The 23,633-nt window shown below is 71.8% G+C and carries 23 protein-coding genes; 11 read left to right on the forward strand and 12 right to left on the reverse strand.

What is annotated here, in order from left to right; all coding sequences use genetic code 11:
- Nucleotides 1-143: 143 nt before the first annotated feature.
- Complete coding sequence (locus GA0070558_RS13010; RefSeq protein ID WP_091279096.1) at nt 144-1,895, reverse strand: acetyl/propionyl/methylcrotonyl-CoA carboxylase subunit alpha; 1,752 nt, start codon at nt 1,893-1,895, stop codon at nt 144-146.
- A 145-nt stretch (nt 1,896-2,040) separates the two neighbouring features.
- Between GA0070558_RS13010 and GA0070558_RS13015 the strand changes: the two genes are divergently transcribed.
- The 3 genes from GA0070558_RS13015 to GA0070558_RS13025 all read left to right on the forward strand — a co-directional run bounded on the left by GA0070558_RS13015 (nt 2,041) and on the right by GA0070558_RS13025 (nt 4,492).
- Nucleotides 2,041-2,646, forward strand: coding sequence for a PadR family transcriptional regulator (locus tag GA0070558_RS13015; RefSeq protein ID WP_091279099.1), 606 nt, complete (start codon nt 2,041-2,043; stop codon nt 2,644-2,646).
- Nucleotides 2,647-2,759: 113 nt separating this feature from the next.
- Nucleotides 2,760-3,719, forward strand: a complete 960-nt coding sequence (locus GA0070558_RS13020; protein ID WP_077936124.1) for an ATP-binding cassette domain-containing protein — start codon at nt 2,760-2,762, stop codon at nt 3,717-3,719.
- Between the two features lie 17 nt (nt 3,720-3,736).
- On the forward strand, nt 3,737-4,492 hold the full coding sequence (locus tag GA0070558_RS13025) for an ABC transporter permease (RefSeq protein WP_091279101.1): 756 nt from the start codon (nt 3,737-3,739) through the stop codon (nt 4,490-4,492).
- 179 nt (nt 4,493-4,671) lie between these two features.
- Here GA0070558_RS13025 and GA0070558_RS13030 read toward each other — a convergent pair whose 3' ends face one another.
- The 6 genes from GA0070558_RS13030 to GA0070558_RS13055 all read right to left on the reverse strand — a co-directional run bounded on the left by GA0070558_RS13030 (nt 4,672) and on the right by GA0070558_RS13055 (nt 9,552).
- Nucleotides 4,672-5,325, reverse strand: coding sequence for an O-methyltransferase (locus GA0070558_RS13030; protein ID WP_091279104.1), 654 nt, complete (start codon nt 5,323-5,325; stop codon nt 4,672-4,674).
- Nucleotides 5,322-5,990, reverse strand: coding sequence for a Maf family protein (locus GA0070558_RS13035; protein WP_091279107.1), 669 nt, complete (start codon nt 5,988-5,990; stop codon nt 5,322-5,324). Before GA0070558_RS13035 ends, GA0070558_RS13030 begins: the two co-directional genes overlap by 4 nt.
- Before the next feature lie 224 nt (nt 5,991-6,214).
- On the reverse strand, nt 6,215-7,351 hold the full coding sequence (gene mycP / locus GA0070558_RS13040) for a type VII secretion-associated serine protease mycosin (RefSeq protein ID WP_439709595.1): 1,137 nt from the start codon (nt 7,349-7,351) through the stop codon (nt 6,215-6,217).
- 37 nt (nt 7,352-7,388) lie between these two features.
- On the reverse strand, nt 7,389-8,771 hold the full coding sequence (locus GA0070558_RS13045; protein ID WP_091279114.1) for a coiled-coil domain-containing protein: 1,383 nt from the start codon (nt 8,769-8,771) through the stop codon (nt 7,389-7,391).
- Complete coding sequence (locus GA0070558_RS13050; protein WP_043961875.1) at nt 8,768-9,229, reverse strand: hypothetical protein; 462 nt, start codon at nt 9,227-9,229, stop codon at nt 8,768-8,770. Before GA0070558_RS13050 ends, GA0070558_RS13045 begins: the two co-directional genes overlap by 4 nt.
- A 110-nt stretch (nt 9,230-9,339) precedes the next feature.
- Nucleotides 9,340-9,552 carry an acyl-CoA carboxylase subunit epsilon gene (locus GA0070558_RS13055; protein ID WP_091279118.1) on the reverse strand — a complete coding sequence of 71 codons (213 nt, stop codon included), beginning with the start codon at nt 9,550-9,552 and terminating at the stop codon, nt 9,340-9,342.
- A gap of 93 nt (nt 9,553-9,645) precedes the next feature.
- On the opposite strand from GA0070558_RS13055, the gene GA0070558_RS34290 reads away from it, so the two are divergent.
- The gene (locus GA0070558_RS34290; RefSeq protein WP_256091912.1) at nt 9,646-12,021 is read left to right on the forward strand and encodes a serine/threonine protein kinase; all 2,376 of its coding nucleotides are present in this window, start codon (nt 9,646-9,648) and stop codon (nt 12,019-12,021) included.
- A gap of 161 nt (nt 12,022-12,182) precedes the next feature.
- Nucleotides 12,183-12,410 (forward strand): hypothetical protein, encoded by a 228-nt coding sequence (locus GA0070558_RS13065; RefSeq protein WP_091279122.1) that lies wholly within the window; start codon nt 12,183-12,185, stop codon nt 12,408-12,410.
- 140 nt (nt 12,411-12,550) lie between these two features.
- Here the strand turns inward: GA0070558_RS13065 and GA0070558_RS13070 are convergent, their stop codons facing one another.
- A complete protein-coding gene (locus GA0070558_RS13070) occupies nt 12,551-13,303 on the reverse strand; it encodes a GH25 family lysozyme (RefSeq protein WP_043961879.1) in 753 nt (250 codons plus the stop codon).
- A gap of 139 nt (nt 13,304-13,442) precedes the next feature.
- Here GA0070558_RS13070 and GA0070558_RS13075 point away from each other — a divergent pair, with 139 nt between their 5' ends.
- The 3 genes from GA0070558_RS13075 to GA0070558_RS13085 all read left to right on the forward strand — a co-directional run bounded on the left by GA0070558_RS13075 (nt 13,443) and on the right by GA0070558_RS13085 (nt 15,726).
- The gene (locus tag GA0070558_RS13075) at nt 13,443-14,186 is read left to right on the forward strand and encodes a M50 family metallopeptidase (RefSeq protein ID WP_091279125.1); all 744 of its coding nucleotides are present in this window, start codon (nt 13,443-13,445) and stop codon (nt 14,184-14,186) included.
- A gap of 114 nt (nt 14,187-14,300) precedes the next feature.
- Nucleotides 14,301-14,801 carry a SigE family RNA polymerase sigma factor gene (locus GA0070558_RS13080; protein WP_091279128.1) on the forward strand — a complete coding sequence of 167 codons (501 nt, stop codon included), beginning with the start codon at nt 14,301-14,303 and terminating at the stop codon, nt 14,799-14,801.
- A complete protein-coding gene (locus tag GA0070558_RS13085; RefSeq protein ID WP_091279131.1) occupies nt 14,794-15,726 on the forward strand; it encodes a hypothetical protein in 933 nt (310 codons plus the stop codon). The genes GA0070558_RS13080 and GA0070558_RS13085 overlap by 8 nt, the downstream gene beginning before the upstream one ends.
- A 114-nt stretch (nt 15,727-15,840) precedes the next feature.
- On the opposite strand, the gene GA0070558_RS13090 is transcribed toward GA0070558_RS13085, so the two are convergent.
- A complete protein-coding gene (locus GA0070558_RS13090; protein WP_091279133.1) occupies nt 15,841-17,424 on the reverse strand; it encodes an acyl-CoA carboxylase subunit beta in 1,584 nt (527 codons plus the stop codon).
- A gap of 155 nt (nt 17,425-17,579) precedes the next feature.
- Between GA0070558_RS13090 and GA0070558_RS13095 the strand changes: the two genes are divergently transcribed.
- Complete coding sequence (locus tag GA0070558_RS13095; RefSeq protein ID WP_091279136.1) at nt 17,580-18,455, forward strand: biotin--[acetyl-CoA-carboxylase] ligase; 876 nt, start codon at nt 17,580-17,582, stop codon at nt 18,453-18,455.
- Between the two features lie 164 nt (nt 18,456-18,619).
- Nucleotides 18,620-19,192: a PH domain-containing protein gene (locus GA0070558_RS13100; protein ID WP_091279139.1), complete on the forward strand. Its 573-nt coding sequence runs from the start codon at nt 18,620-18,622 to the stop codon at nt 19,190-19,192.
- A 49-nt stretch (nt 19,193-19,241) separates the two neighbouring features.
- Here GA0070558_RS13100 and GA0070558_RS13105 read toward each other — a convergent pair whose 3' ends face one another.
- The 3 genes from GA0070558_RS13105 to GA0070558_RS34295 form a co-directional block, all read right to left on the reverse strand.
- Nucleotides 19,242-19,787 (reverse strand): MaoC/PaaZ C-terminal domain-containing protein, encoded by a 546-nt coding sequence (locus tag GA0070558_RS13105; protein WP_218106992.1) that lies wholly within the window; start codon nt 19,785-19,787, stop codon nt 19,242-19,244.
- 119 nt (nt 19,788-19,906) lie between these two features.
- Entirely contained in the window at nt 19,907-20,662 is a 756-nt protein-coding gene (locus GA0070558_RS13110; protein ID WP_091279142.1) for a GtrA family protein, read from the reverse strand.
- A gap of 62 nt (nt 20,663-20,724) precedes the next feature.
- Nucleotides 20,725-21,339: a GtrA family protein gene (locus GA0070558_RS34295; protein WP_377536805.1), complete on the reverse strand. Its 615-nt coding sequence runs from the start codon at nt 21,337-21,339 to the stop codon at nt 20,725-20,727.
- A 436-nt stretch (nt 21,340-21,775) separates the two neighbouring features.
- Here GA0070558_RS34295 and GA0070558_RS13120 point away from each other — a divergent pair, with 436 nt between their 5' ends.
- Complete coding sequence (locus GA0070558_RS13120) at nt 21,776-23,620, forward strand: phosphoenolpyruvate carboxykinase (GTP) (RefSeq protein WP_077936138.1); 1,845 nt, start codon at nt 21,776-21,778, stop codon at nt 23,618-23,620.
- Nucleotides 23,621-23,633: the final 13 nt, after the last annotated feature.

Raw genomic sequence — 23,633 nt, forward strand, 5'->3', positions numbered from 1 at the left:
GCCGTCCTGCGGCCGGGGCGGCTCCCAGCCGGCTCCCGGCGGCGGCGCACGGGGCGGCCCGCCGCCGCCTGGCGGCGGCGCAGGGCGTTAGGAAGGGCCCCTTCCTATACAGAATGCGTTAACAGGGGGCCCTTCCTTGCGCCTCAGGCGATCGTGCAGATGGGGGAGCCGGCGGTGATGACCGCGCCGACCTCGGCGGACAGCCCGCTGACCGTGCCCGCCTTGTGCGCGTGCAGCGGCTGCTCCATCTTCATCGCCTCCAGCACGACGACCAGGTCACCCTCGGCGACGGTGTCGCCGTCCGCGACGGCGATCTTCACGATCGTGCCCTGCATCGGCGAGGTGAGCGCGTCGCCGTCGACCGCCGCGCCGGCCTTGGCCCCGCCGCCCCGGCGGGCCGGCTTCCGCGCGGCGGGCGCGGCGGTGGCCGTGCCCGCGCCGAGGCCGGCGGGCAGCGTCACCTCCAGCCGCTTGCCGCCCACCTCGACCACGACGGTCTCCCGCTCGGCCGGGCCCTCGGCGGGGCCGGCGACGGCGGTGAACGGCGGCACGGTGTTGTCGAACTCGGTCTCGATCCACCGGGTGTGCACGGTGAACGGCGCGGCCGTGAACGCGGGGTCGCGCACCACCAGGCGGTGGAACGGCAGCGCGGTGGCCATGCCCTCGACGACCATCTCGTCCAGCGCCCGCCGGGCCCGCTCCAGGGCCTCGGTGCGGGTCTCGCCGGTGACGATCACCTTGGCCAGCAGCGAGTCGAAGTTGCCGCCGATCACGTCGCCGGCGGAGATGCCGGTGTCCACCCGGACGCCGGGCCCGGTGGGCAGCCGCAGCGCGGTGACCGTGCCGGGGGCGGGCAGGAAGTTGCGGCCCGGGTCCTCGCCGTTGATCCGGAACTCGATGGCGTGTCCGCGCGGCGTCGGGTCCTCGGTCAGCCGCAGCCGCTCGCCGTCGGCGATGCGGAACTGCTCACGCACGAGGTCGATGCCGGCGGTCTCCTCGGTGACCGGGTGCTCGACCTGGAGGCGGGTGTTGACCTCCAGGAAGGAGATCGTGCCGTCCGCGCCCACCAGGTATTCCACCGTGCCGGCGCCGTGGTAGCCGGCCTCCCGGCAGATCGCCTTGGCGCTGTCGTGGATCTGGGCGCGCTGGGCGTCGGTGAGGAACGGCGCGGGGGCCTCCTCGACGAGCTTCTGGTGCCGGCGTTGCAGCGAGCAGTCCCGGGTGCCGACGACGACCACGTTGCCGTGCCGGTCGGCGAGGACCTGCGCCTCGACGTGCCGGGGCTGGTCGAGGTAGCGCTCGACGAAGCACTCGCCCCGGCCGAACGCGGCGACCGCCTCGCGGGTGGCCGACTCGAACAGGTGCGGGATCTCCTCCAGGGTGCGGGCCACCTTGAGGCCGCGCCCGCCGCCGCCGAAGGCGGCCTTGATGGCCACCGGCAGGCCGTGCTCGACCGCGAACGCGGTCACCTCGTCGTGGCCGGCGACCGGGTCCGGGGTGCCGGGGACCAGGGGCGCGCCGGCCCGCTGGGCGATGTGCCGGGCGGTGACCTTGTCGCCGAGGTCGCGGATCGCCTGCGGGGTCGGCCCGATCCAGGTCAGGCCCGCGTCGAGGACGGCCTGGGCGAAGTCGGCGTTCTCGGAGAGGAAGCCGTACCCGGGGTGGACGGCGTCGGCCCCGGCCTGCGCGGCGACGGCGATCAGCTTGTCGATCCGCAGGTACGTCTCGGCGGCGGTGTCGCCGCCCAGGGCGTACGCCTCGTCGGCCAGGGTGGCGTGCAGCGCGTCCCGGTCGGAGTCGGCGTAGACGGCGACGCTGCCCAGGCCGGCGTCGCGGCAGGCGCGGATGACGCGGACGGCGATCTCGCCTCGGTTGGCGATGAGTACCTTGCGCACCTCGTGCCTCCTTCCGGGATGTTACTGACGGGGAGTTTATCGGCCGAGGTCGCGGCCCTAACGATCGCTCAGTGTGGGATGTGGCACTGTCCCGCCGCCGATAGTCAAACTTGCCTAATACGCTTCTCCGGTGTCTGCCACTCGGATGATGATTCTCGGCCTGGTCAAGTGGATGCAGCCGGTGCACGGCTACGACGTCCGCCGCGAGCTGCTCAGTTGGGGCGCCGACAAGTGGGCCAACGTGCAGCCCGGCTCGATCTACCACGCGCTGCGCAAGCTCGGCGAGGAGGGGCTGCTGCGCGAGGTCGCCACCGAGCAGGTCGGCGTCCGGCCGGCCCGGACGACGTACGAGATCACCCCGAAGGGGGTCGACGAGTTCGAGACCCTGCTGCGCGACCTGTGGTGGGGCAATCATCAGACGAACGACCCGTTCATGGCGGCGTTCGCGTTCCTGCCGGCGCTGCCCAGGCCGGAGGCGGCGGCCGCGCTGCGCAGTCGGGGGCAGGTGCTGCGGGCCGGCGTGGAGAGCATGCGCGCCTCGATGGCGTCCGCCTGGATCCGCGACTCCAAGCCGGTGGGCGTGAGCTGGACGTACGAGCTGTGGATCGCCCGGGGCGAGGTCGAGGCGGACTGGTGCGAGCGGGTCGCCGACCGGATCGAGGCCGGCGTGCCGTACCTGCCGGAAGGGCTGGCCGGGCGGGACGACTGGAACGTCGGGGAAGGGGCGCGCGAGCAGAATAATCAAAGTTGACTATAGAAGTTATATCGCGTTAGCCTCGCCGGGAGTTTCGGGGCCACCCGTGTCGCGTGGCGTCCCCGGGGGAAAGGCCGGCCCCGTCCGGCCAAGGACGACCAGGAGCGAAGATGATCGAGACCAGAGGGCTGCGGAAGTCGTTCCGCTCCCGCGCCGGTCGACAGCACAAGACCGTCGACGCCGTCCGCGGCGTCGACCTGGACGTCGCCGAGGGGGAGATCTTCGGCTTCCTCGGCCCCAACGGCGCCGGCAAGACCACCACCCTGCGGATGCTGGCCACCCTCATCGCCCCCGACGGCGGCCAGGCCACCATCGCCGGGGCCGACCTGCTGCGCGACCCCGCCGAGGTGCGCCGCCGCATCGGCTACGTCGCCCAGGGCGGCAGCACCTGGGACGACTCCACCGCCCGCGAGGAGCTGGTCCTGCACGCCCGGATGTACGGCATCGGCAAGGCCGACGCCCGCCGCCGCGCCGAACGCGCCCTCGCCGCCTTCCAGCTCACCGAGTACGCCGACCGCAAGTGCAAGACCTACTCCGGCGGTCAGCGTCGCCGCGTCGAGATCGCCCTCGGCATCATCCACGACCCGCGCATCGTCTTCCTCGACGAGCCGACCACCGGCCTCGACCCGCAGAGCCGCGCCCACATGTGGGACGAGATCCGCCGGCTGCGCGCCGAGGGGATGACCGTCTTCATCACCACGCACTACCTCGACGAGGCCGACGCGCTCTGCGACCGCATCGCGATCATGGACCACGGCGAGGTGGTCGCTGAGGGCACCCCGACCGGGCTCAAGCGCGAGATCTCCGGCGAGGTGCTGCTCGTCGGGCTCGACGTCGCCACCACAGGGCAGGCCGCTCAACTGCTCGACACCGAGCCGTACGTCGCCAAGCTGGAGACCGTCGACGGCGGCGGCCTGCGGCTGACCGTCGACGAGGGGGCGACCGCCATCCCGCAGGTTCTGCGCCGGCTCGACCACGCCGGCCTCGCGCTCAACTCCATCGAGCTGCACCGCCCCAGCCTCGACGACGTCTTCCTCACCAAGACCGGCCGCTCGCTGCGCGAGTCCTGACCTCCCCGGAGTCGATCATGAAGTTCGCCCGCGACACCTGGCTCGTCTTCCAACGCCAGACGCAGCTCCTGCTCCGCAACCCGGTCTGGGTCTTCGTCGGCGTCTTCCAGCCGGTGATGTACCTGCTGCTTTTCGCCCCGCTGCTCAAGCCGGCGCTGAACGCGCCGACCCAGGCCGAGGCGTACAAGATCTTCGTGCCCGGCCTGCTGGTGCTGCTGGCCATCTTCGGCGGCCTCTTCCAGGGCTTCGGCCTGATCGCCGAGCTGCGCGCCGGGGTCATCGAACGGTCCCGGGTCACCCCGGTCAGCCGGCTCGCGCTGCTGCTCGGCCGGTCCATGCGCGACGTCGTGTCGCTGCTCGCCCAGGCCGTCATCATCACCGTGCTCGCGCTCCTGTTCGAGCTGCGCGTGTTCATCGGCGACCTGCTCCTGGCGTACCTGATGCTCGCCCTCATCGCGTTGATGACCTCGGCCGTCTCCTACGGCGTCGCGCTCAAGGTCAAGAGCGAGGACGCGCTCGCCCCGCTGATGAACACCGTCGCCCAGCCGGTGCTGCTGCTCTCCGGCATCCTGCTGCCGCTCACCTTCGCCCCCGGCTGGCTCCAGGGCGTCGCCGAGTGGAACCCGTTCTCCTGGGCCGTGGACGGCACCCGGGCCCTCTTCGCCGGTGACCTCGGCAACGACAAGGTCTGGCAGGGCCTGAGCATCATCGCGGTGCTGGCCGCCGCCGGCGTCGCCTGGGCCGCCCGCCAGTTCGCCCGCAGCGTCCGCTGAGGCACGGCGACGCGCGCAACGCGCGCGACGCGTGCAAGGAAGGGCCCCCTGTTAACGCTTTCTGTATAGGAAGGGCCCCCTCCAAACAACGTGCCCCGCCGCACCCCAGCATGATCGGGGTGCGGCGGGGCACGTTGAGCGTCGGCGAGCGGGAGCGATCGGTCGGCCCGGGGCCGTCGTCAGCGCACCCGGGCCAGGGTCAGCCCGTCGGCGATCGGCAGCAGCACCGGCTCCACCCGGACGTCGGCCATCACCTCGTCGTTGAACGCGGCGACGGCCCGGTCGTCGGCGTTGCTCGGGGCGAGCACCCGACCCCCGCGCAGCGTGTTGTCCACCGCGACGATCCCGCCCGGGCGCATGCGCGGCACCAGCTCCGCCCAGTAGACCGGGTAGCCGACCTTGTCCGCGTCGATGAACGCGAAGTCCAGGCGCCGCTCGTACGGCAGCTCCCGCAGCGTGTCCCCGGCCGGCCCGATCCGCAGCTCGATCCGGTCGTCGACCCCGGCCCGCGCCCAGTACCGCCGTGCCACGTCCGTGTACTCCGCCGAGATGTCGAAGCAGGTCAACCGCCCGCCCTCGGCCAGCCCGCGCGCGATCGCCAGCGAGGACAGCCCGGTGAAGGTGCCCACCTCCACCGCCTGCCGCGCCCCCACCAGCCGGGTGAGGAACGTCAGGAACGCGGCCTGCTCCGGGGCCACCTGCATCCTCGCCTCGGCGGGCAGCGCGGCGAGGGTCTCCTCGACCAGGTCCCGCATCACCTCGTCCGGGGCCGATCCGTGGGCCACCACGTACGCGTGCAGTTCCGGGGTCAGCGGTAGCGACTTCGTCGTCATGACCGGACCGTACCCAGCGCCTCGACCTCCTGGCCGCCCGGCGCGACCTTCGTCCACAGGTCGATGATCCGCAGGTCCAGCTCCCCGAGGAGACGACGCAGCAGCGGCAGGGAAAGCCCGACCACCGTGCCCGGATCGCCGTCGACACCCTCCAGGAACGCCCCGCCCAGCCCGTCGATGGTGAACGCGCCCGCCACCGCGAGCGGCTCACCCGTCGCGACGTACGCCGCGATCTCCTCGTCGCTGACCTCGGCGAACCGCACGGTGGTCGAAGCGACCGCCTCGGCGCGCGCCTCGTGGATGACGTCGATCAGGCAGTGCCCGGTGTGCAGCACCCCGCTGCGCCCCCGCATCCGCTCCCACCGCCGCGTGGCGTCGGCCTCGTCGGCGGGCTTGCCGAGGATCTCGCCGTCGAAGGCGAGTACCGAGTCGCAGCCGAGCACCAGCGTCCGCTCGTCGGCGGAGGGCCGCAGCCGGCCGACGACCGCCTGCGCCTTCAGCCGGGCCAGCTCCAGGCACAGGTCCTCGGCCCGTTCGCTGACCACCTGAGACTCGTCGACCCCGCTGACCAGCACATCGGGTTCGATGCCGGCGGCATGCAGGAGCTTGCGACGGGCAGGGCTCGCCGACGCGAGCACGAGTCGGAGCGCAATCGAGTTCGACACGCCGCCGACGCTACCGCCTCCACCACCTGCACCGCCTCTGCCTGGCCGCGACCCGCTCTGTCGCCTTGATCGACTCCATGCCGGTGGGTGCTGCCCTGCCCGTTGATCGACTCCGGGCCGGTGGGTGCCGGCCTGCCCGTTGATCGACTCCATGTCGCCGACATCGCGGTATCCCGCCCGCTCCAACCCCCCAATGTCGCCGACATGGCGTCACAGCTGGCGGCTCACCGGCTAATCCGCGGCGGCGGGTCGTCGCTCAGTCGTCGGCGCCGTGCGACCAACGCCCAGGCTCCCGCAGCGGCCACGATCACCCCCAACGTGGCCAGGCCACGAGCCGTAGACCCGTCGTCACCATCATCGGCCGGCTCCGCGACCACCGTCGTGGTCGGCCCGCCCGCGCCCGGCGCACCCGCCGTCGTCGACTCGAAACCCAGAGGGGGTACGTCTGCCGTGAGCGCCGCCACCAGGTCCAAGACCCCGTAGCCGTACTCGTCGTCACGGCCGGGAGGCCCCTTGTCGATGGCGGTGGCAGTGAGACGGTGGACGACCTCCGAGGCCGGCAGGTCGGGGTATTTGGACCGGACAAGAGCAGCGGCCCCCGCGACTATCGCAGTGGCACTGGAAGTGCCTGTCCCTTTGGAGTACTTGCCGCCATAACTAGTGCTGTAAATATCGACCGCCGGTGCGGTGAGGTCGATTCCTGTGCCAGTTACTGAGATGGTGGCGTGATTTCCGTTCCGATCTATCCCGCCAACCGCGATGACTCCGTCCTCTGAAGCAGGATATGTGACTCCTGTGTCCTCCGGAGAATTGCCCGCAGCTGCAACAACTACAATATTCGATGCGCATGCCCGCTTGACTGCTTCTATTAGTCTACGGCTTGAACTCCCTCCGCTTGATACGCTGATAATGTCCACACCCGTGTCGATGGCAAATTCGATGCCCTGGGCTAATGCGTCCGGGTCGCCGTCGCCGTTGGGTGGAGAGCTGAATATGGGTAGAATCTTAGCTTCGGGGGCTATGCCCAGCGCGCCAACCTCGTTGTGCTGGCCGTGGGCGGCGATAAGGCCGGCCATTGCGGTTCCATGGCTATCTAGATCCCTCTTTCCGCTCCCGTTCCCGCCGGGAATAATATCTATGCCGGAAAGTAAATTTTTACGTAGATCGGGGTGGGGATCAACCCCTGTGTCGGGTACGGCGATCGTTACTCCTCGCCCCCGGGTGATGCGATGGGCGTCGATGGTATCCAGGTAGCGCAAGTGCCACTGGTCGGTCCGAATTAAGGCCGATCCGTCTGGTGTTGGTGCGACATTGGGCGGTGCCACCATCCCCGAGCCGGCGATAATAGCTGACTGGGTGATGGTTGCAGCCGCGCGTACTGCGTAACGCAGGACGGAACTACCGATCGAAGCCAATGGCCGGTCCGGGATCAATAGGGTCGTTCTCATCATGCGGCCGCATTACTGGCGTTACTCCGGAATCTGTTTCCCAGGGATGATCAGGGTCCCAGTGTCGCGACTCGCCTTCACCTTCTGCCTGTAGCCGCCCCGTCGTGTTTCCAGGGAAGGGTGCGCCGCCTGTTCCAGGGGTGTTGCCGAAAGGGGGCGTGAAGTGGCCTGCGCCGAATTGTATGCCGCGGCCGATGCCCGGCCGAGATCCGGCTGCTCCGCTCGGTGCGGTCCCGGCGCCCCCTCCGATAACGCCGCCTATTGGGTTGATTCGGCGGGAGGCGTTCATGTTTCCGTGATGCCCTGAACCCATACTCGGCGGGGTGCCAATTATGCCCCCTGATGGAAGTGGCCGAGGTGTGTTAGGGGGGCCTGGAGTTGCGGTCTTCCCGTCGCCGGGTGGCCTGAAGTTCGAACTCAATCTTTCCGGACTGATTCGAGGGGTGGTGTGGCCATTGTTGGTATTTGAGAGGGGAGGGATTGAAATTGGGCCAGGGTGGGGCCCGGTCGGGGAAGTCGATTGAAGTGGTGGGTTCGTGCTCGAAATTCCGGAAGTGGGACTAAATGTGGCATTCGTTCCGCCGAGGATTGGCCCGTGACTGATTCTAGGCGGTGATGCTGCCTCTACGCCTTTTGGCGTCCCAGTGGACTTGGGGGTCGAACTGCTGTTAGTTGTGGCTAGAGGGACGGGGATGATCGGCGGGATCTCGGGTGCAGCTGAAGCGCCATACACGTCTGGGTTGTCAGTTTGTTTGGGTGGCCTGACCTTTGGAGGTTGGCGGAGCATTACTTGGGCCTGTTGTAGTTCGCCGCTCAACCCGTACATCAGGTTCCGGGCCTGGACATTGAGTCGCTCCAGGTCGGCGTCGGTCACCGGCTTGTCCGGCACCCGGGCGCCCATCGCCGCCTTCGGATCGGCGGCGGTCGCCTCGTACGTCCGCTTCTGTTGGAGCTTCTCCACGTACTCGTCGTGCAGGGGCTTCAGTTCGGCGCGGGCGCTGCTGATCGCTCGGGTGGCGGCGGCGAGGGCGTCGTAGTTCGCGGCTGCCGCGTCGTGGGTGCGCTGCACCTTGTCGATCAGGTCGTCCAGCTCGCCGAGGTACGCCTGGGCGGCGGCGTTGGTCGCCGGGGGCCACGCCTCGGCGAGGCCGCGCCGGTATTCCTTGAGCCGGCCCAGGTGCGCCTGCGCGAGGTCGCAGACCTTGCGCCAGCCGGCGACCTGCTTCCAGTGCCCGGCGGTGTCGTGGTCCTGGATGCAGGCCCACATGCTCAGCAGGTCCATCAACCGCCAGTCGGTGAGGCCGGACGTCCGGCCGCTGCCCCGCTCGATCATGGCAGCACCGCCCGCCCCGGCCCGCTGTCCGGGCCGGTCGGATCGGGCAGGGCTGGCCTGGGCCGCCCCTGCCCGGCCCCGCCGGGGTTGGCGAGGGCCCGTTCCACGTCGGAGACGCGGGCGGCCGAGAAGGCGTCGGAGTCGGCGTACTGCGTGGCGATCCGGCCGGCTGCGGCGGCCAGGTGGCCGGTGGCACCACCGACGGACCAGACCATCGTGGCGGTGGCCTGCTGGGTCTCGTTGTGTGCCTTGAGGAACTGCACCAGCTCGACGAAGGCGTCGGCGGGGTTGGGGATCTGCGCCTTCATGTCGTCCGCGATGTACGACAGGTGCGGAGCGTAGTTTCGCTCGACCTCCGCCTGGAGCTTGTCGGCGAACTCGCGCATCTGGCGGATGTCGGCCTCGATGCTGCCGTAGCCGCTCAACCAGGGCGCTGGGCGGTCCTCCTCGGGGATCATCGGCCCTCCCGACCCGTCACGACACCGTTTCCCTGAGTGAGGCTAACGGGTGTCGCCGACCTCCGGGAGCCCCCGACGGCAGCGGGGCGTGCCGGACGGCGGCCGGAGGATCAGCGGGGCAGGCCGGAGGCGCGCCAGGCTCCCGGGCCGGAGGCGAGCGCCGTGCCGAGGGGGCGGCCGCTGCGTGCCCAGGCCGACGGTGCGGCGGGTTCGGGTGCGGCGGTGGGGCGGGTCCGGGCGACGATGACGCCGACCAGCGCGGCCAGTTCCTCGGCGGTCGGCACGCCCCGGGTCACCCGGAACAGCGGCTCATCGGCAGACATGCCCTCCAGCGTACGCGTCGCGAACTTGACCTTCGTCGCACAGTGGCGTGCCGGCGGTGTGCGGCGGGCCGCCGCCGGGTACCGTCTCCACCGATGTCGAACGCGCTTCCCCAACTCGTCGCCGACCGGTACCGGCTCCTTTCGCCGCTCGGCCAGGGCGGCATGGGTCGGGTGTGGAAGGCGCGCGACGAGGTGCTGCACCGGGACGTGGCGATCAAGGAACTGGTCCCGCCGCCCAGCCTCACCCCGGAGGAGCGCCGCGAGATGCGGGAGCGCTCGCTGCGGGAGGCCCGCGCGATCGCGCGGCTCAACCACGTCAACGTGGTCCGCATCTTCGACGTGCTGCGCACCGACGGCGATCCGTGGATCGTCATGGAGTACGTGGCGTCGAAGTCCCTTCAGGACACCATCGCCGAGGACGGGCCGGTGACGTCGGCGAAGGCGGTCGAGATCGGCCTGGGGGTGCTGGGCGCGCTGAAGGCGGCGCACAAGGCCGGCGTGATGCACCGGGACGTCAAGCCGGGCAACGTGCTGATCGGCACGGACGGCCGGGTGGTGCTGACCGACTTCGGCCTGGCGACGATCCCGGGCGACCCGAACGTGACGCGCACCGGCATGGTGCTGGGTTCCCCGGCGTACATCGCGCCGGAGCGGGCGCGCGACGGCACGGCGGGGCCGGAGGCCGACCTGTGGTCGCTGGGCGCGACGCTCTACGCGGCGGTGGAGGGCAAGTCGCCGTACGCCCGGCCGTCGGCGATCGCCACCCTGGCGGCGCTGGCCACCGAGCCGATGCCGCCGCCGAGGAACGCCGGCCCGCTGAAGCCGGTGCTGAACGGGCTGCTCCGCAAGGATCCGGCCGAGCGGATCGACGCCGAGGTGGCCGAGCGGCTGCTGCGGAAGGCCGCCGGGCGGCGCTCCAAGACGATTTCGCTGCTCGACGGCGTACGCCGGCCGGGGCCCAACGGGCCGCGCGAGCCGCGACCGCCGGTGGTGCCCGCGCCGCGCCCGGCCGAGCCGCGCACGAGCCGGCCGGCCGTGCCGCCCGCGCCGCGTACCCCTGGGGGCGGCCTCGTCGTCGGCGGCGCGGCGGTGACCGGCGCGGCCGGTGACGACGCGACCGCGAAGGTCTCCCCGCCGAGCACGGACGCCGCGCCGACCGCGAAGGTCCCCTCGCCGGGGGTGGACGCCGCGCCGACGGCGAAGGTCGACCCTCCGGCGTCGGGCACGGACGCCGCGCCGACGGCGAAGGTCGCGGACACCGGCGCACGGGCGGCCGACCCCACGGCGAAGCTTCCCGGTCCGGTCGCCGCGACCGGCGCCGACCGGGTCGCGGGGGCACCGGTCGACGGGGGCGAGGAGTCACCGGCGGAGGAGGCCGACGAGGCCGGTTCCGGCGAGGTCACGGGCACCGGGGGCGCGGTCGACGGGGTCGACGCCGCCCCGGCCGGGCAGGTCGACGACACCCGGGTCGACCCGGGCCCCGCCGTGCCGGTGTCGCCGCCCGCGCCGTCCGCTCCGCCTGTCGAGCGGGCCGAGCCCGCCGGGGACCAGGCCGACGCCTCCGGGGACCAGACCGACCGGTCGCGCGACCAGGCCGACCGGCCGCAGGAGGACGCGGGACCGTCCAGCGAGAAGACCGGTCCGTCGAGCGGGAAGGCCGGGCCGCCGCGCGAGTGGGCCGACCGGGCCCGCGAGCGGGCCACGCCGACGTCGGTGCTGCCGGCGGCCGCCGGCCCGGCACCCTCGTCGACGGGCCGGGCCGCGGTCGTTTCGGGTACGAAGCCCGAGCGCAGCCGCCGCAGCCTGCTGGTCGGCGTGCTCGTCGCGGTGCTGCTGCTCGGCCTGCTGGTGGCGGTGCCGCTGCTCGGCCGGGGCGACGACGACCCGGGGCCCGGCGACCCGCAGGCGGGCCTGTCCTCGGCGACGCCGTCGGCCGCCGCGCCGTCCTCGCCCGCGCCGGCCACCAGCAGCGCCGCACCGCCCAGCCCGACGCCGTCGGCGAGCCCGTCGGTCGACCCGAATGCTCTGCCCGAGGGTTGGGTCCTGCACAAGGACCCGGCGGGCTTCTCGCTGCCCCTGCCGAAGGGCTGGACGCGGCGCAGCGGCGGCCGGGACACGGTCATCTTCGAGGAGCGCGACGGGGTGGGCGAGCTGCTGGTGCAGTGGACGAACACCCCGCAGCCCGACGCCGTCGCCGACTGGAGAGAGCAGGAACCGGCCCGGAAGAGCCGCGTCAACAACTACCAGTATCTCAGCATCGAGCGCTGCGACTACTACAAGACGTGTGCGGACTGGGAGTGGCTGGAGACCCGGGACAACACCCGGATCCACGTCCGCAACCGGGGCTTCGTCACCGCCAAAAACCGGGGGTACGCCTTCCGCTGGGAGGTGGCGAACAAGGACTGGCAGGCGCGGCTGGCCGACTTCGACCGGATCGCCAAGGGCTTCGAGCCGGACCGGGTCGACTGAGCGCCCGGCCGGAAGGACTGAGCGCCCGGCCGGAGCCGGTTCGCGACCCGCGACCCGCGACCCGGCCCGCTGAGCAGGCGATTCCCACCGCCGTGAAAGCGGCTCGCATGACCTTGCGTCGAACGGGGTATCTGATCCCGGACGACGCAAGGAGGTGCGACATGGGATACCGACGCAGGGACGCGCGGCCCCGGCTGGCACTGTGGATGCTCGTCGCGCTCGGTGACGTGGTGCTGCTGCTGGTCAGCGCGGGCCTTCCGGTGCTGTTCGCGATGTTCGGCGTCGTGGCGGTCACCGTCGCCGGGGTGGCCACCTGGCGCCTGACGCGACGGGCCACGGTGGTGCGGGAGGACGCGCTGCCGGCGCGCACCGTCACCCGGGCCTGGTAGGGGAATGCCGGCTGACGAGGGCCGGGCAGTGACGAGCCGGCGGCAGCCGGAGCGACCGTCGACCGTACGGTCGCAGTCGATCCCGCTGCCGCCGACCACCGCCACGGACGTGCCGGTCAGGCGTGCGGATCAGGCGCGGATCAGGTGTTGTTGGCCAGGGCGATGAGCCGGCTGCGGTCGCCGTTCCAGTAGTTGCGGTCGACGTTGCCGCTGATGCCGGAGACGCTGCCGGACGCCGTGTACTGCCAGAAGCTCCAGACCGGCGCGCCGGCCGGCAGGGTGCCGGGGGTGCTCGACCAGCGGGCGAGCCACAGCGGGTGGTTCGCCCACGGCCCGGTCCAGCTGCCGGTGCACTGGTTCCACCAGCTCGTGGTGGTGTAGATGACCGCGTACCGGCCGGTGCGGGACCGGTACGTGTTCAGGAAGTCCTGGATCCAGCTGCGCATCCCGGACGTGCTGAGGCCGTAGCAGGTGCCACCGCTGTACGGGTTGGCCTCGACGTCCAGCGCGGCCGGCAGGGTGCGGCTGTCCGCCGACCACGCGCCGCCGTTGCTGGCGAGGTAGTTGGCCTGGGTGGCGCCGGAGGAGATGTTCGGCCGGGCGAAGTGGTACGCCCCGCGGATCACCCCGGCGTTGTAGGAGTTGACGTAGTTGGCGTTGAAGTTCGGGTCCTTGTAGCTCGTGCCCTCGGTGGCCTTGATGAACGCGAACTCGATGCCCGCGTTGCGGACGCTCGTCCAGTTGATCGACCCCTGGTAGTGGGAGACGTCAACGCCGGCGGTGGTGGCGGCGGCCGCCGGGCCCGTCGTGGCGACGAGGGCGGTGGCCGCTGCCGCTACGGCGGTGATCCCCGCCGCGATCAGTCGGCGCAGCGTGAATCCGGTACGGATCATGGGTTCCTCCAGAGGGACGCCATTCGATTGACATCCATCTTTGGAGCTAGTTGCCCTAGATCACAAGATGTTCAAAGGAAACTTTCATCCTCGACGCGGTACGACCTCAGCCCGGCCGGGGCCGGTAGGCTCGCGCCCCATGGTGGCGATCGACGAGCTGGGCACGCTCTGGGACAAGCTGTTCTCCGCGCAGCCCGACCCGCCGCCGCTCCTCGTCGTCGTCACCGCCGCGGTGGCGCTGGCCGTGGTCGCCACCCGGCTACCCTGGCGGATCGCCCGCAACGCCGTCACCATCGCCCACGAGGGCGGACACGCCCTCGCCGCCCTGCTGACCGGCCGCCGGCTGCACGGCATCCGGCTGCACTCGGACACCTCCGGGCTGACCCTCTCCGCCGGTCGCCCCACCGGCCCCGGCATGATCCTCACCCTGCTCGCCGGCTACGTCGCGCCGTCGCTGGTCGGCCTCGCCGGCGCCTGGCTGCTCGGCGGCAACCGGATCACCCTGCTGCTCTGGATCGCCGTGGCGCTGCTGCTGGCCATGCTGGTCATGGTCCGCAACGCCTTCGGCGTGGTGTCGCTGCTGGCCACCGGCGGGGTGGTGCTCGCCGTCTCCTGGTACGCCTCGCCGGACGTCCAGGCCGCCTTCGCCTGGACGTCGGTGTGGTTCCTGCTCCTCGGCGGCGTACGACCCGTCGTCGAGCTCCAGCGGCTGCGCTCCCGGGGCCGCATGCCGGAGTCCGACGCCGACCAGCTCGCCCGGCTCACCCCGTTCCCGCCGCTGTTCTGGGTCGCGCTGTTCGCGCTGGTGAACCTGTTGGCCCTGGTCGTCGGCGCGGCGCTGCTGGCCGGCCCGATCCTCGCCGACGCCGGCCTGACCGTCTGACTGCCCGGCGCGCCTCGGCAAACGCGGGCCGACGCCGAACGGGCGGGCTGACCGGGCAACCGACCGGCCCGTCCCGCGCGTGTCCCCTGCGACAGGACGCGGGGGAGACAACGGATGCCGGAAGTCGACGGGTTCGACGAGTTCTACCGGGGCAGCCGGCAACGGCTGCTCGGCTTCGTCTACGCGCTCACCGGCAACCTCGCCGAGGCGCAGGACGCCGTGCAGGAGGCGTACATCCGGGCGTGGCAACGCTGGTCCACGGTGGCCGGCTACGACGACCCGGAGGCTTGGGTGCGGGTCGTCGCCTCCCGCATCGCGGTCAGCCGGTGGCGCAGCCTGCGCAGCCGCGCGCGGGCGTACCTGCGGCACGGCGCCGACGACAGCACGCCCGCGCCGAGCACCGACACCGTCGCGGTGGTGGCCGCGCTGCGTCAGCTCCCCGAGGAGCAGCGCACCGCCCTCGCCCTGTACTACCTGCTCGGCATGCCCGTCACCGAGGTGGCCCGGGAGACCGCTGCCCCGGTCGGCACCGTGAAGGCCCGACTCTCCCGGGGGCGCACCGCGCTCGCCGGGCTGCTCGCCGTCTCTGACCTCGAGGAGGCCGCCGATGCGTGACGACCACGACGTGGACCAGCCGACCGACCTGGCGTTCGCCGAACGGATGCGGCGGGACCTGCGGGACGTACGCTGGCTCGAACCGGCGGAGATCCGCGCCCGGGCCCGCCGCCGCAGCCGGCGTATGGCGATGGCGGCGGCGACCGCCGTGCTGGCCGTGCTCTCGGGCTTCGCCGTGGCGGCCGGCGGCCGGGCCGGGCACCTCGCGCCACCGGCGGGCCAGCGGCTCTCCTCGGACGGCGCGGAGCCGGCCGGCCGGGCCGAGATCCCGCAGGAGGCCCTGCTGGACCCGACCGAGGTGGGCGTGCCGAGCGACGTGCGGCTGGGCGACTCGGGGCTCCAGGAGCCGGTACGGATCGACCCGCTGCTCCAGTCGTGCGCCGGGGAAAGGGGGCTGGCGGCGGAGCCGCCCGTGTCCCGGTACTCCCGGTCGCAGACCCTGCTCCAGAGGGCCGCGCCCGACAAGGACCAGCCGGGCGGCTTCTGGGTCCTCACCCAGGACGTCTACCGCCTTCCCCCGAGGGCCGCCACCCGGCTGTTCGTCGACCTGGCCGCGACGATGGCGGCCTGCGACACCTGGCACGAGTCGCGGCCGATGCAGTGGGTCGGCGGGCCGGTCACGGTCTCGGTGACGCACACCTGGCGGGCCGCCTCGGCCAACTTCGCCGGCGACCAGGCCGTCGTGCTGCAGCGCACCTCGTCGACTCCCGTGGACGTGGCGACGGGGAAGCCGCTCGATCTGCAGCCGTCGACGGAGACCCTGCTGCTGGTCAGGGTCGGTGACCTGGTCACCGTGATCGTGCCGGCGAGCGGGCTCGGCTTCGACCTGCCGGCGGCCGACCGCCGGGCGGGCGACACGGAGCTGCTCGAACTGGGCCGCGCGGCGGCCCGCCGGATGTGCCTCGCCGCCAACCCGGCCTGCTGACGTCCGCCGCCCCCCGTCGCCGCTGGCCCGCGGTGGCGCGGCCCGCGGGTGCCGGGGCGTTTGGAAGGGGCCCCTGCTATGCAGAATGCGTTAACAGGGGGCCCTTCCTTGCACCTAGAGCGGGATGTTGCCGTGCTTCTTCGGCGGGAGCGTCTCGCGCTTGGTGCGCAGCACCCGCAGCGCCCGGACGATCTGGGTACGCGTCTCGTGCGGCGCGATCACCGAGTCGACGTACCCGCGCTCGGCGGCGATGTACGGGTTGGCGAGGGTGTCCTCGTACTCGGCGATCTTCTCGGCGCGCACGGCGGCCGGGTCCTCGGCGGCGGCCAGCTCCTGCCGGTAGAGGATGTTCACCGCGCCCTGCGCGCCCATCACCGCGATCTGCGCGGTCGGCCAGGCGAAGTTCAGGTCCGCGCCGAGGTGCTTGGAGCCCATCACGTCGTACGCCCCGCCGTACGCCTTGCGGGTGATCACGGTGACCTTCGGGACGGTCGCCTCGGCGTACGCGTAGATGAGCTTCGCGCCCCGGCGGATGATGCCGTCCCACTCCTGGCCGGTGCCGGGCAGGAAACCGGGGACGTCCACGAAGGTCAGCACGGGGATGTTGAACGCGTCGCAGGTGCGCACGAACCGGGCGGCCTTCTCCGACGCGGCGATGTCGAGGGTGCCGGCGAAGTGCATCGGCTGGTTGGCCACCACGCCGACCGGGCGGCCCTCGACGCGGCCGAAGCCGACCACCATGTTCTGTGCGTACAGCGGTTGGACCTCCAGGAACTCCCCGTCGTCGAGGACGTGCTCGACGACCCGGTGCATGTCGTACGGCTGGTTGGCCGAGTCGGGGATCAGCGTGTCCAGCTCCCGGTCGGCGTCGCTCACCGCCAGGTCGGCCGGGGCGTCGACGACCGGCGGCTCGTCCAGGTTGTTCGACGGCAGGTACGACAGCAGCGCCTTGACGTACTCGACCGCGTCGTCCTCGTCCGCGCCGAGGTAGTGCGCGTTGCCGCTGCGCGCGTTGTGCGTCCGCGCGCCGCCCAGCTCCTCCATGCCCACGTCCTCGCCGGTGACCGTCTTGATCACGTCGGGGCCGGTGATGAACATGTGCGAGGTCTGGTCGACCATCACGGTGAAGTCGGTGACCGCCGGGGAGTAGACCGCGCCGCCCGCGCACGGGCCCATGATCAGGGAGACCTGCGGGATGACGCCGCTGGCCCGCACGTTGCGGAAGAAGATCTCGCCGTAGAGCCCGAGGGACGCCACGCCCTCCTGGATGCGGGCCCCGCCCGAGTCGTTGATGCCGATCACCGGGCAGCCGATCTTCATGGCGAGGTCCATCACCTTGACGATTTTCTCGCCGAAGACCTCACCGAGGGAGCCGCCGAAGACCGTGAAGTCCTGCGCGAAGACACAGACCTGCCGGCCGTCGACCGTGCCGTAGCCGGTGATCACCCCGTCGCCGTACGGGCGGGTGCGCTCCAGGCCGAAGTTGGTGGACCGGTGCCGGGCGAACTCGTCCAGCTCGACGAAGGACCCCTCGTCGAGCAGCAGCTCGATCCGCTCCCGCGCCGTCTTCTTGCCCCGGGCGTGCTGCTTTTCGACCGCGCGCGCCGACCCGGCGTGCACCGCCTCGTCGACCCGTTGCTCCAGGTCCGCCAGCTTGCCTGCCGTGCTGTGGATGTTGATCCCGGTCTCGTTGGTCACCCACGGAATATAACGATGGTTCAGGTGGCCGACGGTGTGCAGTACGCCTCAGTAACCGCGCCGGACCAGCACCGCACCCGAACGCGGCCGGCATCCGCCACCGGGCGGCCGGCCGGCACCCGCCGCCGCGCACGGGTGGGCCGTAGGCTGGCGGGATGCCCGGCTCGCCGTACACCGACCTGGACCGCCCGCCGCTGTCGGCGGCCCGGCTGCGCCGCGCGCTGACCGCCCCGCACGGCCCGTGGGCCCGGCTGGAGCTGCGCGCCGAGACCGGATCGACCAACGCGGACGTGGCCGACGCCGCCCGGTCCGGCGAGCCGGAGGGCCTCGTGGTGGTCGCCGAGCGGCAGACCGCCGGCCGGGGGCGCCGCGACCGGGTCTGGCAGTCGCCGGCCCGCGCCGGCATCGCGACCAGCGTGCTGCTGCGGCCCGGCGAGGCCGTCGCGGAGCGCGGCTGGAAGGCGGTCCCCGCCGCCGGGTACGGCTGGCTGCCGCTGCTCGCCGGCGTCGCGCTCGTCGAGGCGGTGACCCGGCTCGCCGAGCTGGACGCCGCCCTCAAATGGCCCAACGACCTGCTGATCGGCGACGCCAAGTGCGCGGGCATCCTGGCCGAGGCGGTGCCCGGCCCGACACCGGAGCAGCCCCCGGCGATCGTCCTCGGCATCGGCCTCAACGTCACCCTGCGCGCCGACGAGCTGCCGGCGAACCCGACCGGCCTGCCGGCCACCTCGCTCCAGCTCGCCGGTGCCGCCGCCACCGACCGGGATCCGCTGCTGCGCGCCCTGCTGCGCTCCGTCGCCGACTGGTACGACCGCTGGCGCTGCGCCGGCGGCGACGCGGTGGCCAGCGGGCTGCGCGAGGCGTACGTGGCGGCCTGCGCGACGATCGGCCGGTCGGTGCGGGTGCTGCTGCCCGGCGGGCAGGAGGTGACCGGCACCGCGACCGGTGTGGACGCCGACGGCCGGCTGCTGGTCGACACGCCGGCCGGCCCGCGCACCCTGGCGGCGGGCGACGTCCTGCATCTGCGGTGAAAGGAAGGGCCCCTTGTTAACGCCTACGGTAGAGAAGGGTCCCCTTCTCACGCCCGCAGGCGGTCGCGGCGCGGCGCGCGTGAAAGCCACCGCACCGGGTGATCCGCGCGGGGGCGTCGACCCGCTACGGTCAGCTCGTCCGGTTTCTGGCGAGGAGGTTCGGCGTGGCGTTTCCCGAAGACGTGCTCACCGAGGACGAGCACGTCGTGTTGCACCTGCACCCGCACTGGAAGGCCGTGGTGCGTCCGGTCCTGGTGCTGGTGCTCGCCGTCGCGGCGGTGGTGGCGGGCTGGATCCTGCTCCCGGACGGTGACGCCGCGACCATCGCGCTGTACGTCCTCGCGGGGCTGGCGGTGCTGCTGGTGCTCTGGCTCGGGCTCTGGCCGTTCCTGGTCTGGCGCAGCACCCACTACCTGTTCACCAACGAGCGGGTGCTGCTGCAGGAGGGCGTCCTCTCCCGGGACCGGCGGGACATCCCGCTCACCCGGATCAACGACCACGCGATGAGCCAGCGTTTCGTCGAGCGGCTGCTCGGCTGCGGCACCCTGACCATCGAGTCGGCCGGCGAGCGGGGGCAGTCGGTGCTCACCGACGTCCCGCACGTCGACAAGGTCCAGACCAAGCTGTACGAGCTGGTCGAGGCGCACCACGACAAGCACTCCCTCGGCGACGGCGAGATGCGCGACATCCTCGCGGACATGCGAGAGGGCAAGCCGCTGCGCGACCCGTCGGCCTGATCCCGCCGCCCTCTGCCCGCCGCCGCGCTGAGCGGAGGGCGGGAGGCGGTCAGCCGGGACGGAGGGTGAACCAGCCGCGGAAGCGGGTGCGCAGCACCTCCTGTGCCGGCTGGCCGTCGGGGCCGAGGCGGAACATGGTGCCGCTGAGGCTGACGGTGCCGAGCCCGGGGCGGGCGGTGGACGGGCGGGCGCCCATCACGTCGAGGCGGGCCGCCAGGCGGTCGCCGGCGCGGACGGGGGCCAGCCAGCGCAGCTCCTCCAGGCCGGGGGAGGCGTCCGCCGCGGCCCGGGCCAGCACGTGATCGACGTACGCGCGCATGAAGAGGCTGACCGTGTAGAAGCCGCTGGCGATCAGCCCGCCGTGGTGGCTCGCGGCGGCGCGCTCGGCGTCGACGTGGTACCACTGCGGGTCGAACCGGCGGGCGAAGGCGACCATCTCGGCGCCGTCGACGCGCACCTCGCCGAGGTCGAAGGTGCGCCCGGGCGTCAGGTCCTCGAAGAACAGCTCGGCCGGCGCGCCGGTGCCCGACCGGGCCGGGCCGGTCACCGGCGCCGGGCCCGCCGCCTCGTTCGCGCCGGTCGGTTCGGAAGCCACGGTCGGCTGCGGAGTCGCGGTCGGCTCGGGAGCCGCTGCGGCCTCGGCGGGCGCGGTCGGCTCGGGAGTTGCGATTGGTTCGGGAGCTGCGGTCACGCTCGTCACCTCTGCCACCTCACTCAGCGCCGGCGTCGGCGGGTGCCGGCGTGCAGCTCCTCGGCGAGTTCGGCCGCCAGCTCACCGTCGAGCGCGTTGCCGAGCCCCGCGTTGCCGAGCCCCGCGTCGGCCGGCGCGGGCCGGCCCTGGGCGGGTGTCGGGACCCCGTACGCGGTGGCGGGCTCGTCGGGGCCGACTGCCGGCCGCCCGGCGGGGCCCGGCTTCGGCTCGGACTCCTCCAGCTCGGTGACGGACTCGGCCAGCTCGGCCACCGGGTCCAGCTTGGCCATCGTGTCCCACTCGTCGCGCGGGATGGTGTGCCAGGTGTCGGCCGCCGGTTCGGCGGGGGCGGGCTGGAAGACGAACGTCCGGTAGGACCAGAAGCGGAACAGGGTGGCCAGCAGCACGCCACCGGTCTTCGCCACGTTGAGGGCGAGCAGGCTGGTCATGCCGAGGCCGTACTTGGCCGCCGCCAGGACGCCGAGTTCGATGAGGAGGCCGGTCGCGTTGAACAGGAAGAAAAGGGCGTACTCGCGACGCAATGCCGATTTCGGGCGATCCCGGTACGTCCAGTGCCTGTTCATCAGATACGACGTGATCGTCGCCACGATGGTGGCGATGACGGTCGCCTTGAGTTGGCCGTCGCGGAACACCGTGAGTGCCAGTGCGTTGAACACCGCGTAATTGATGGCGGTGTTGATGCCGCCGACGACGCCGAATTTGAGCGCCTCGTGGATGAACTTCTGCCAGCGCTCAGGCAGCAGACGGACAAGACGCATGCGCAACACCTTAGGCGAGTGGGCGGGCCGGGCCGGTCCGGCCGGACGAGATGGGCGGCGGGTCACGCCGGAGGATCCCGGTCGGTCGCCGCCTCCGTGGCCGTCCGGGTTCCCGCTTCCGCGACCTTCGGGGTTCCCGCTTCGGCGAAGACGAACCGTCGGTACGACCAGAACCGGAACAGCGTGCCGAGCCCGGTGCCCACGACGAAGCTGGCGATGTTGTCGGCGAGGGCGGTCTGGAAGACCCCGGGCCAGATGGCGCCCAGGCCGTACCGGCTGATGGCGAGGCAGGCCACCGCGATGCCCATGCCCACGCCGTTGAAGAAGAAGAACAGCGCGTACTCGCGCGCGGGGTTGGAGCGCTGGCGGTGCCGCCACGTCCAGAACCGGTTGCCGACGAAGGCCACGCTCGCGGCGATCACCGTGGAGATCGTCTTCGCGGTGACCTGCTCGACGCCCCGGGCATTGGCGAGGTAGTTGAACAGCGCGATGTCGACGACGAACGCGACGCTGCCGACGGTGGCGAACTTGCTCAGCTCGCGGATCAGGTGACCGAAGCGGTCGATGAGGGCACGGACCATGCCGGGTCGGGTCGGCGGGGACCCTGGTTGGTCACCGGTCATCGTCGCGGCCACCCGCTGAGCGTACCGGTTGCCCGCTGCGCGGGCGGGTAGCAGCGACCGGGCGGGGCGGTGGCGTGACCGGGCGGGCCGGGGCCGGGCGGAGCGTAACCGGCCGGGCGATAATTCGCGGATCGTTTCGGGAATGCGCATCCGCGCACAGCTTCGCGCATTCCGTCGGCACTTCGCCGATGTCACCGCAACCCTCATCCGCACCACCCGTCGCGCGCGGCCCTTCGGTTCCCGCAGGGCCCGGACCTCGGCGAAGGTCGCGGAAGAATTTGCGTGAAACTGCGCGTGAAAGCGGGTATCAGATCGCGATGCCGCAGCGTGACCGCACCTTGTGCAGTTCTTCACAACCAGTCCCACTGACTCGCGACGTCGCCCGGTTTACGCTGAGGCCAATCCCAGGTTTCCACGAAGGCGACGCCTCGCGCCGTCACCACTCGTGCATGCCGCAGTCCGGTCAGCGTCGACCACAAGGAGATGTGTCATGGTTGCTCCGGCCACCGTTCGGGGGATCGATCAGGCCCCGACGTCCCACCCCAAACTGCTCGCCTGGGTCCGTGAGGTAGCGGAACTGACCACTCCCGACCGGGTCGTCTGGGTGGACGGGTCCGACGAGGAGTGGCGTCGCCTCACCGACGAACTCGTCGCCAACGGCACCCTGATCCGGCTCAACCCGGAGAAGAAACCGAACTCGTTCTACGCCCGCACCGACCCCTCGGACGTCGCCCGCGTCGAGGAGCGCACGTTCATCTGTTCGGTGGACGAGGCGGACGCCGGCCCCACCAACAACTGGATGGCGCCGGCCGAGATGAAGCGGACGATGACGCAGCTCTACCGCGGCTGCATGCGCGGTCGCACCATGTACGTCATCCCGTTCTGCATGGGCCCCGTCGAGGCCGAGAACCCCATGTTCGGCGTCGAGATCACCGACAGCCCGTACGTGGTGGCCTCGATGCGCATCATGACCCGGATGGGCGCGAAGGTCCTGGCGGCGATGGGCGACGACGCGGACTTCGTGTACGCCCTGCACTCGATCGGCGCCCCGCTCGCGCCGGGCCAGCAGGACGTGGCGTGGCCGTGCAACGAGACGAAGTACATCTCGCACTTCCCGGAGACCCGGGAGATCTGGTCCTACGGCTCCGGCTACGGCGGAAACTCGCTGCTCGGCAAGAAGTGCTACTCGCTGCGGATCGCGAGCGTGATGGGCCGGGACGAGGGCTGGCTCGCCGAGCACATGCTGATCCTCAAGATCACTTCCCCGGAGGGGAAGGTCTACCACGTCGCCGGGGCGTTCCCGTCGGCCTGCGGCAAGACCAACCTGGCCATGCTGGAGCCGACCATCCCCGGCTGGAAGGTCGAGACCATCGGCGACGACATTGCCTGGATGCGCTTCGGCCCGGACGGCCGGCTCTACGCGGTGAACCCGGAGTACGGCCTGTTCGGCGTCGCCCCGGGCACCGACTGGAAGACCAACGCGAACGCGATGCGCACGCTCGACCGGGGCAACTCCATCTTCACCAACGTCGCCCTCACCGACGACGGCGACATCTGGTGGGAGGGCATGGGCGAGCCGCCGGCGCACCTGGTCGACTGGAAGGGCAACGACTGGACGCCGCAGAGCGAGGGCCTGTCCTCGCACGCGAACAGCCGGTTCTGCACCCCGATCACGCAGTGCCCGATCCTCGCCGACGACTACTACGACCCCAACGGGGTGCCGATCGACGCGATCCTGTTCGGCGGCCGGCGGCGGGACACCATCCCGCTGGTCACCGAGGCCCGGGACTGGGTGCACGGCGTCTACCTGGGCGCGACCCTGTCCTCGGAGACCACCGCCGCCGCGTCCGGTGCCGTCGGCGTGGTGCGCCGCGACCCGATGGCGATGCTGCCGTTCATCGGCTACCACGCCGGCGACTACTTCCGGCACTGGATCGAGATGGGCAAGGGCACCGACGGCGACGAGGCCAAGCTGCCCAAGGTCTACTACGTCAACTGGTTCCGCAAGGACGCGGAGGGCAACTTCCTCTGGCCGGGCTTCGGCGAGAACTCCCGGGTGCTCAAGTGGGTCATCGAGCGGATCGAGGGCCGCGCCGACGCCGTCGAGACCCCGATCGGCATGGTTCCCGCGCAGGACGCGCTGGACGTCGACGGCCTCGACATGACCCCGGAGGACGTCCGGATCGCCCTGAAGGTCGACCCGGACGAGTGGCGCGAGGAGCTGCCGCTGATCACCGAGTGGTTCGAGAAGTTCGGCGACAAGCTGCCCGGCGTCCTCTGGGCCGAGCTCGACGCGCTGCGCGCCCGGCTCGACCAGGAACAGCCCCGCCGGTAGGTGTGACGCTTGC

Source organism: Micromonospora haikouensis (genome assembly GCF_900091595.1).
Taxonomy (GTDB): Bacteria; Actinomycetota; Actinomycetes; order Mycobacteriales; family Micromonosporaceae; genus Micromonospora; species Micromonospora haikouensis.

Excerpts from the sequence above, each read along its gene's own strand:
- GA0070558_RS34290 (WP_256091912.1), top strand. The coding sequence starts at position 9,646 with ATGTCGAACGCGCTTCCCCAACTCGTCGCCGACCGGTACCGGCTCCTT.
- GA0070558_RS13045 (WP_091279114.1), bottom strand. The coding sequence starts at position 8,771 with ATGATCGAGCGGGGCAGCGGCCGGACGTCCGGCCTCACCGACTGGCGG.
- GA0070558_RS13065 (WP_091279122.1), top strand. The coding sequence starts at position 12,183 with ATGGGATACCGACGCAGGGACGCGCGGCCCCGGCTGGCACTGTGGATG.
- GA0070558_RS13025 (WP_091279101.1), top strand. The coding sequence starts at position 3,737 with ATGAAGTTCGCCCGCGACACCTGGCTCGTCTTCCAACGCCAGACGCAG.
- GA0070558_RS13020 (WP_077936124.1), top strand. The coding sequence starts at position 2,760 with ATGATCGAGACCAGAGGGCTGCGGAAGTCGTTCCGCTCCCGCGCCGGT.
- GA0070558_RS13050 (WP_043961875.1), bottom strand. The coding sequence starts at position 9,229 with ATGATCCCCGAGGAGGACCGCCCAGCGCCCTGGTTGAGCGGCTACGGC.
- GA0070558_RS13110 (WP_091279142.1), bottom strand. The coding sequence starts at position 20,662 with ATGCGTCTTGTCCGTCTGCTGCCTGAGCGCTGGCAGAAGTTCATCCAC.
- GA0070558_RS13015 (WP_091279099.1), top strand. The coding sequence starts at position 2,041 with ATGATGATTCTCGGCCTGGTCAAGTGGATGCAGCCGGTGCACGGCTAC.
- GA0070558_RS13055 (WP_091279118.1), bottom strand. The coding sequence starts at position 9,552 with ATGTCTGCCGATGAGCCGCTGTTCCGGGTGACCCGGGGCGTGCCGACC.
- GA0070558_RS13095 (WP_091279136.1), top strand. The coding sequence starts at position 17,580 with ATGCCCGGCTCGCCGTACACCGACCTGGACCGCCCGCCGCTGTCGGCG.
- GA0070558_RS13030 (WP_091279104.1), bottom strand. The coding sequence starts at position 5,325 with ATGACGACGAAGTCGCTACCGCTGACCCCGGAACTGCACGCGTACGTG.
- GA0070558_RS13120 (WP_077936138.1), top strand. The coding sequence starts at position 21,776 with ATGGTTGCTCCGGCCACCGTTCGGGGGATCGATCAGGCCCCGACGTCC.
- GA0070558_RS13070 (WP_043961879.1), bottom strand. The coding sequence starts at position 13,303 with ATGATCCGTACCGGATTCACGCTGCGCCGACTGATCGCGGCGGGGATC.
- GA0070558_RS13085 (WP_091279131.1), top strand. The coding sequence starts at position 14,794 with ATGCGTGACGACCACGACGTGGACCAGCCGACCGACCTGGCGTTCGCC.
- GA0070558_RS13075 (WP_091279125.1), top strand. The coding sequence starts at position 13,443 with ATGGTGGCGATCGACGAGCTGGGCACGCTCTGGGACAAGCTGTTCTCC.
- GA0070558_RS13080 (WP_091279128.1), top strand. The coding sequence starts at position 14,301 with ATGCCGGAAGTCGACGGGTTCGACGAGTTCTACCGGGGCAGCCGGCAA.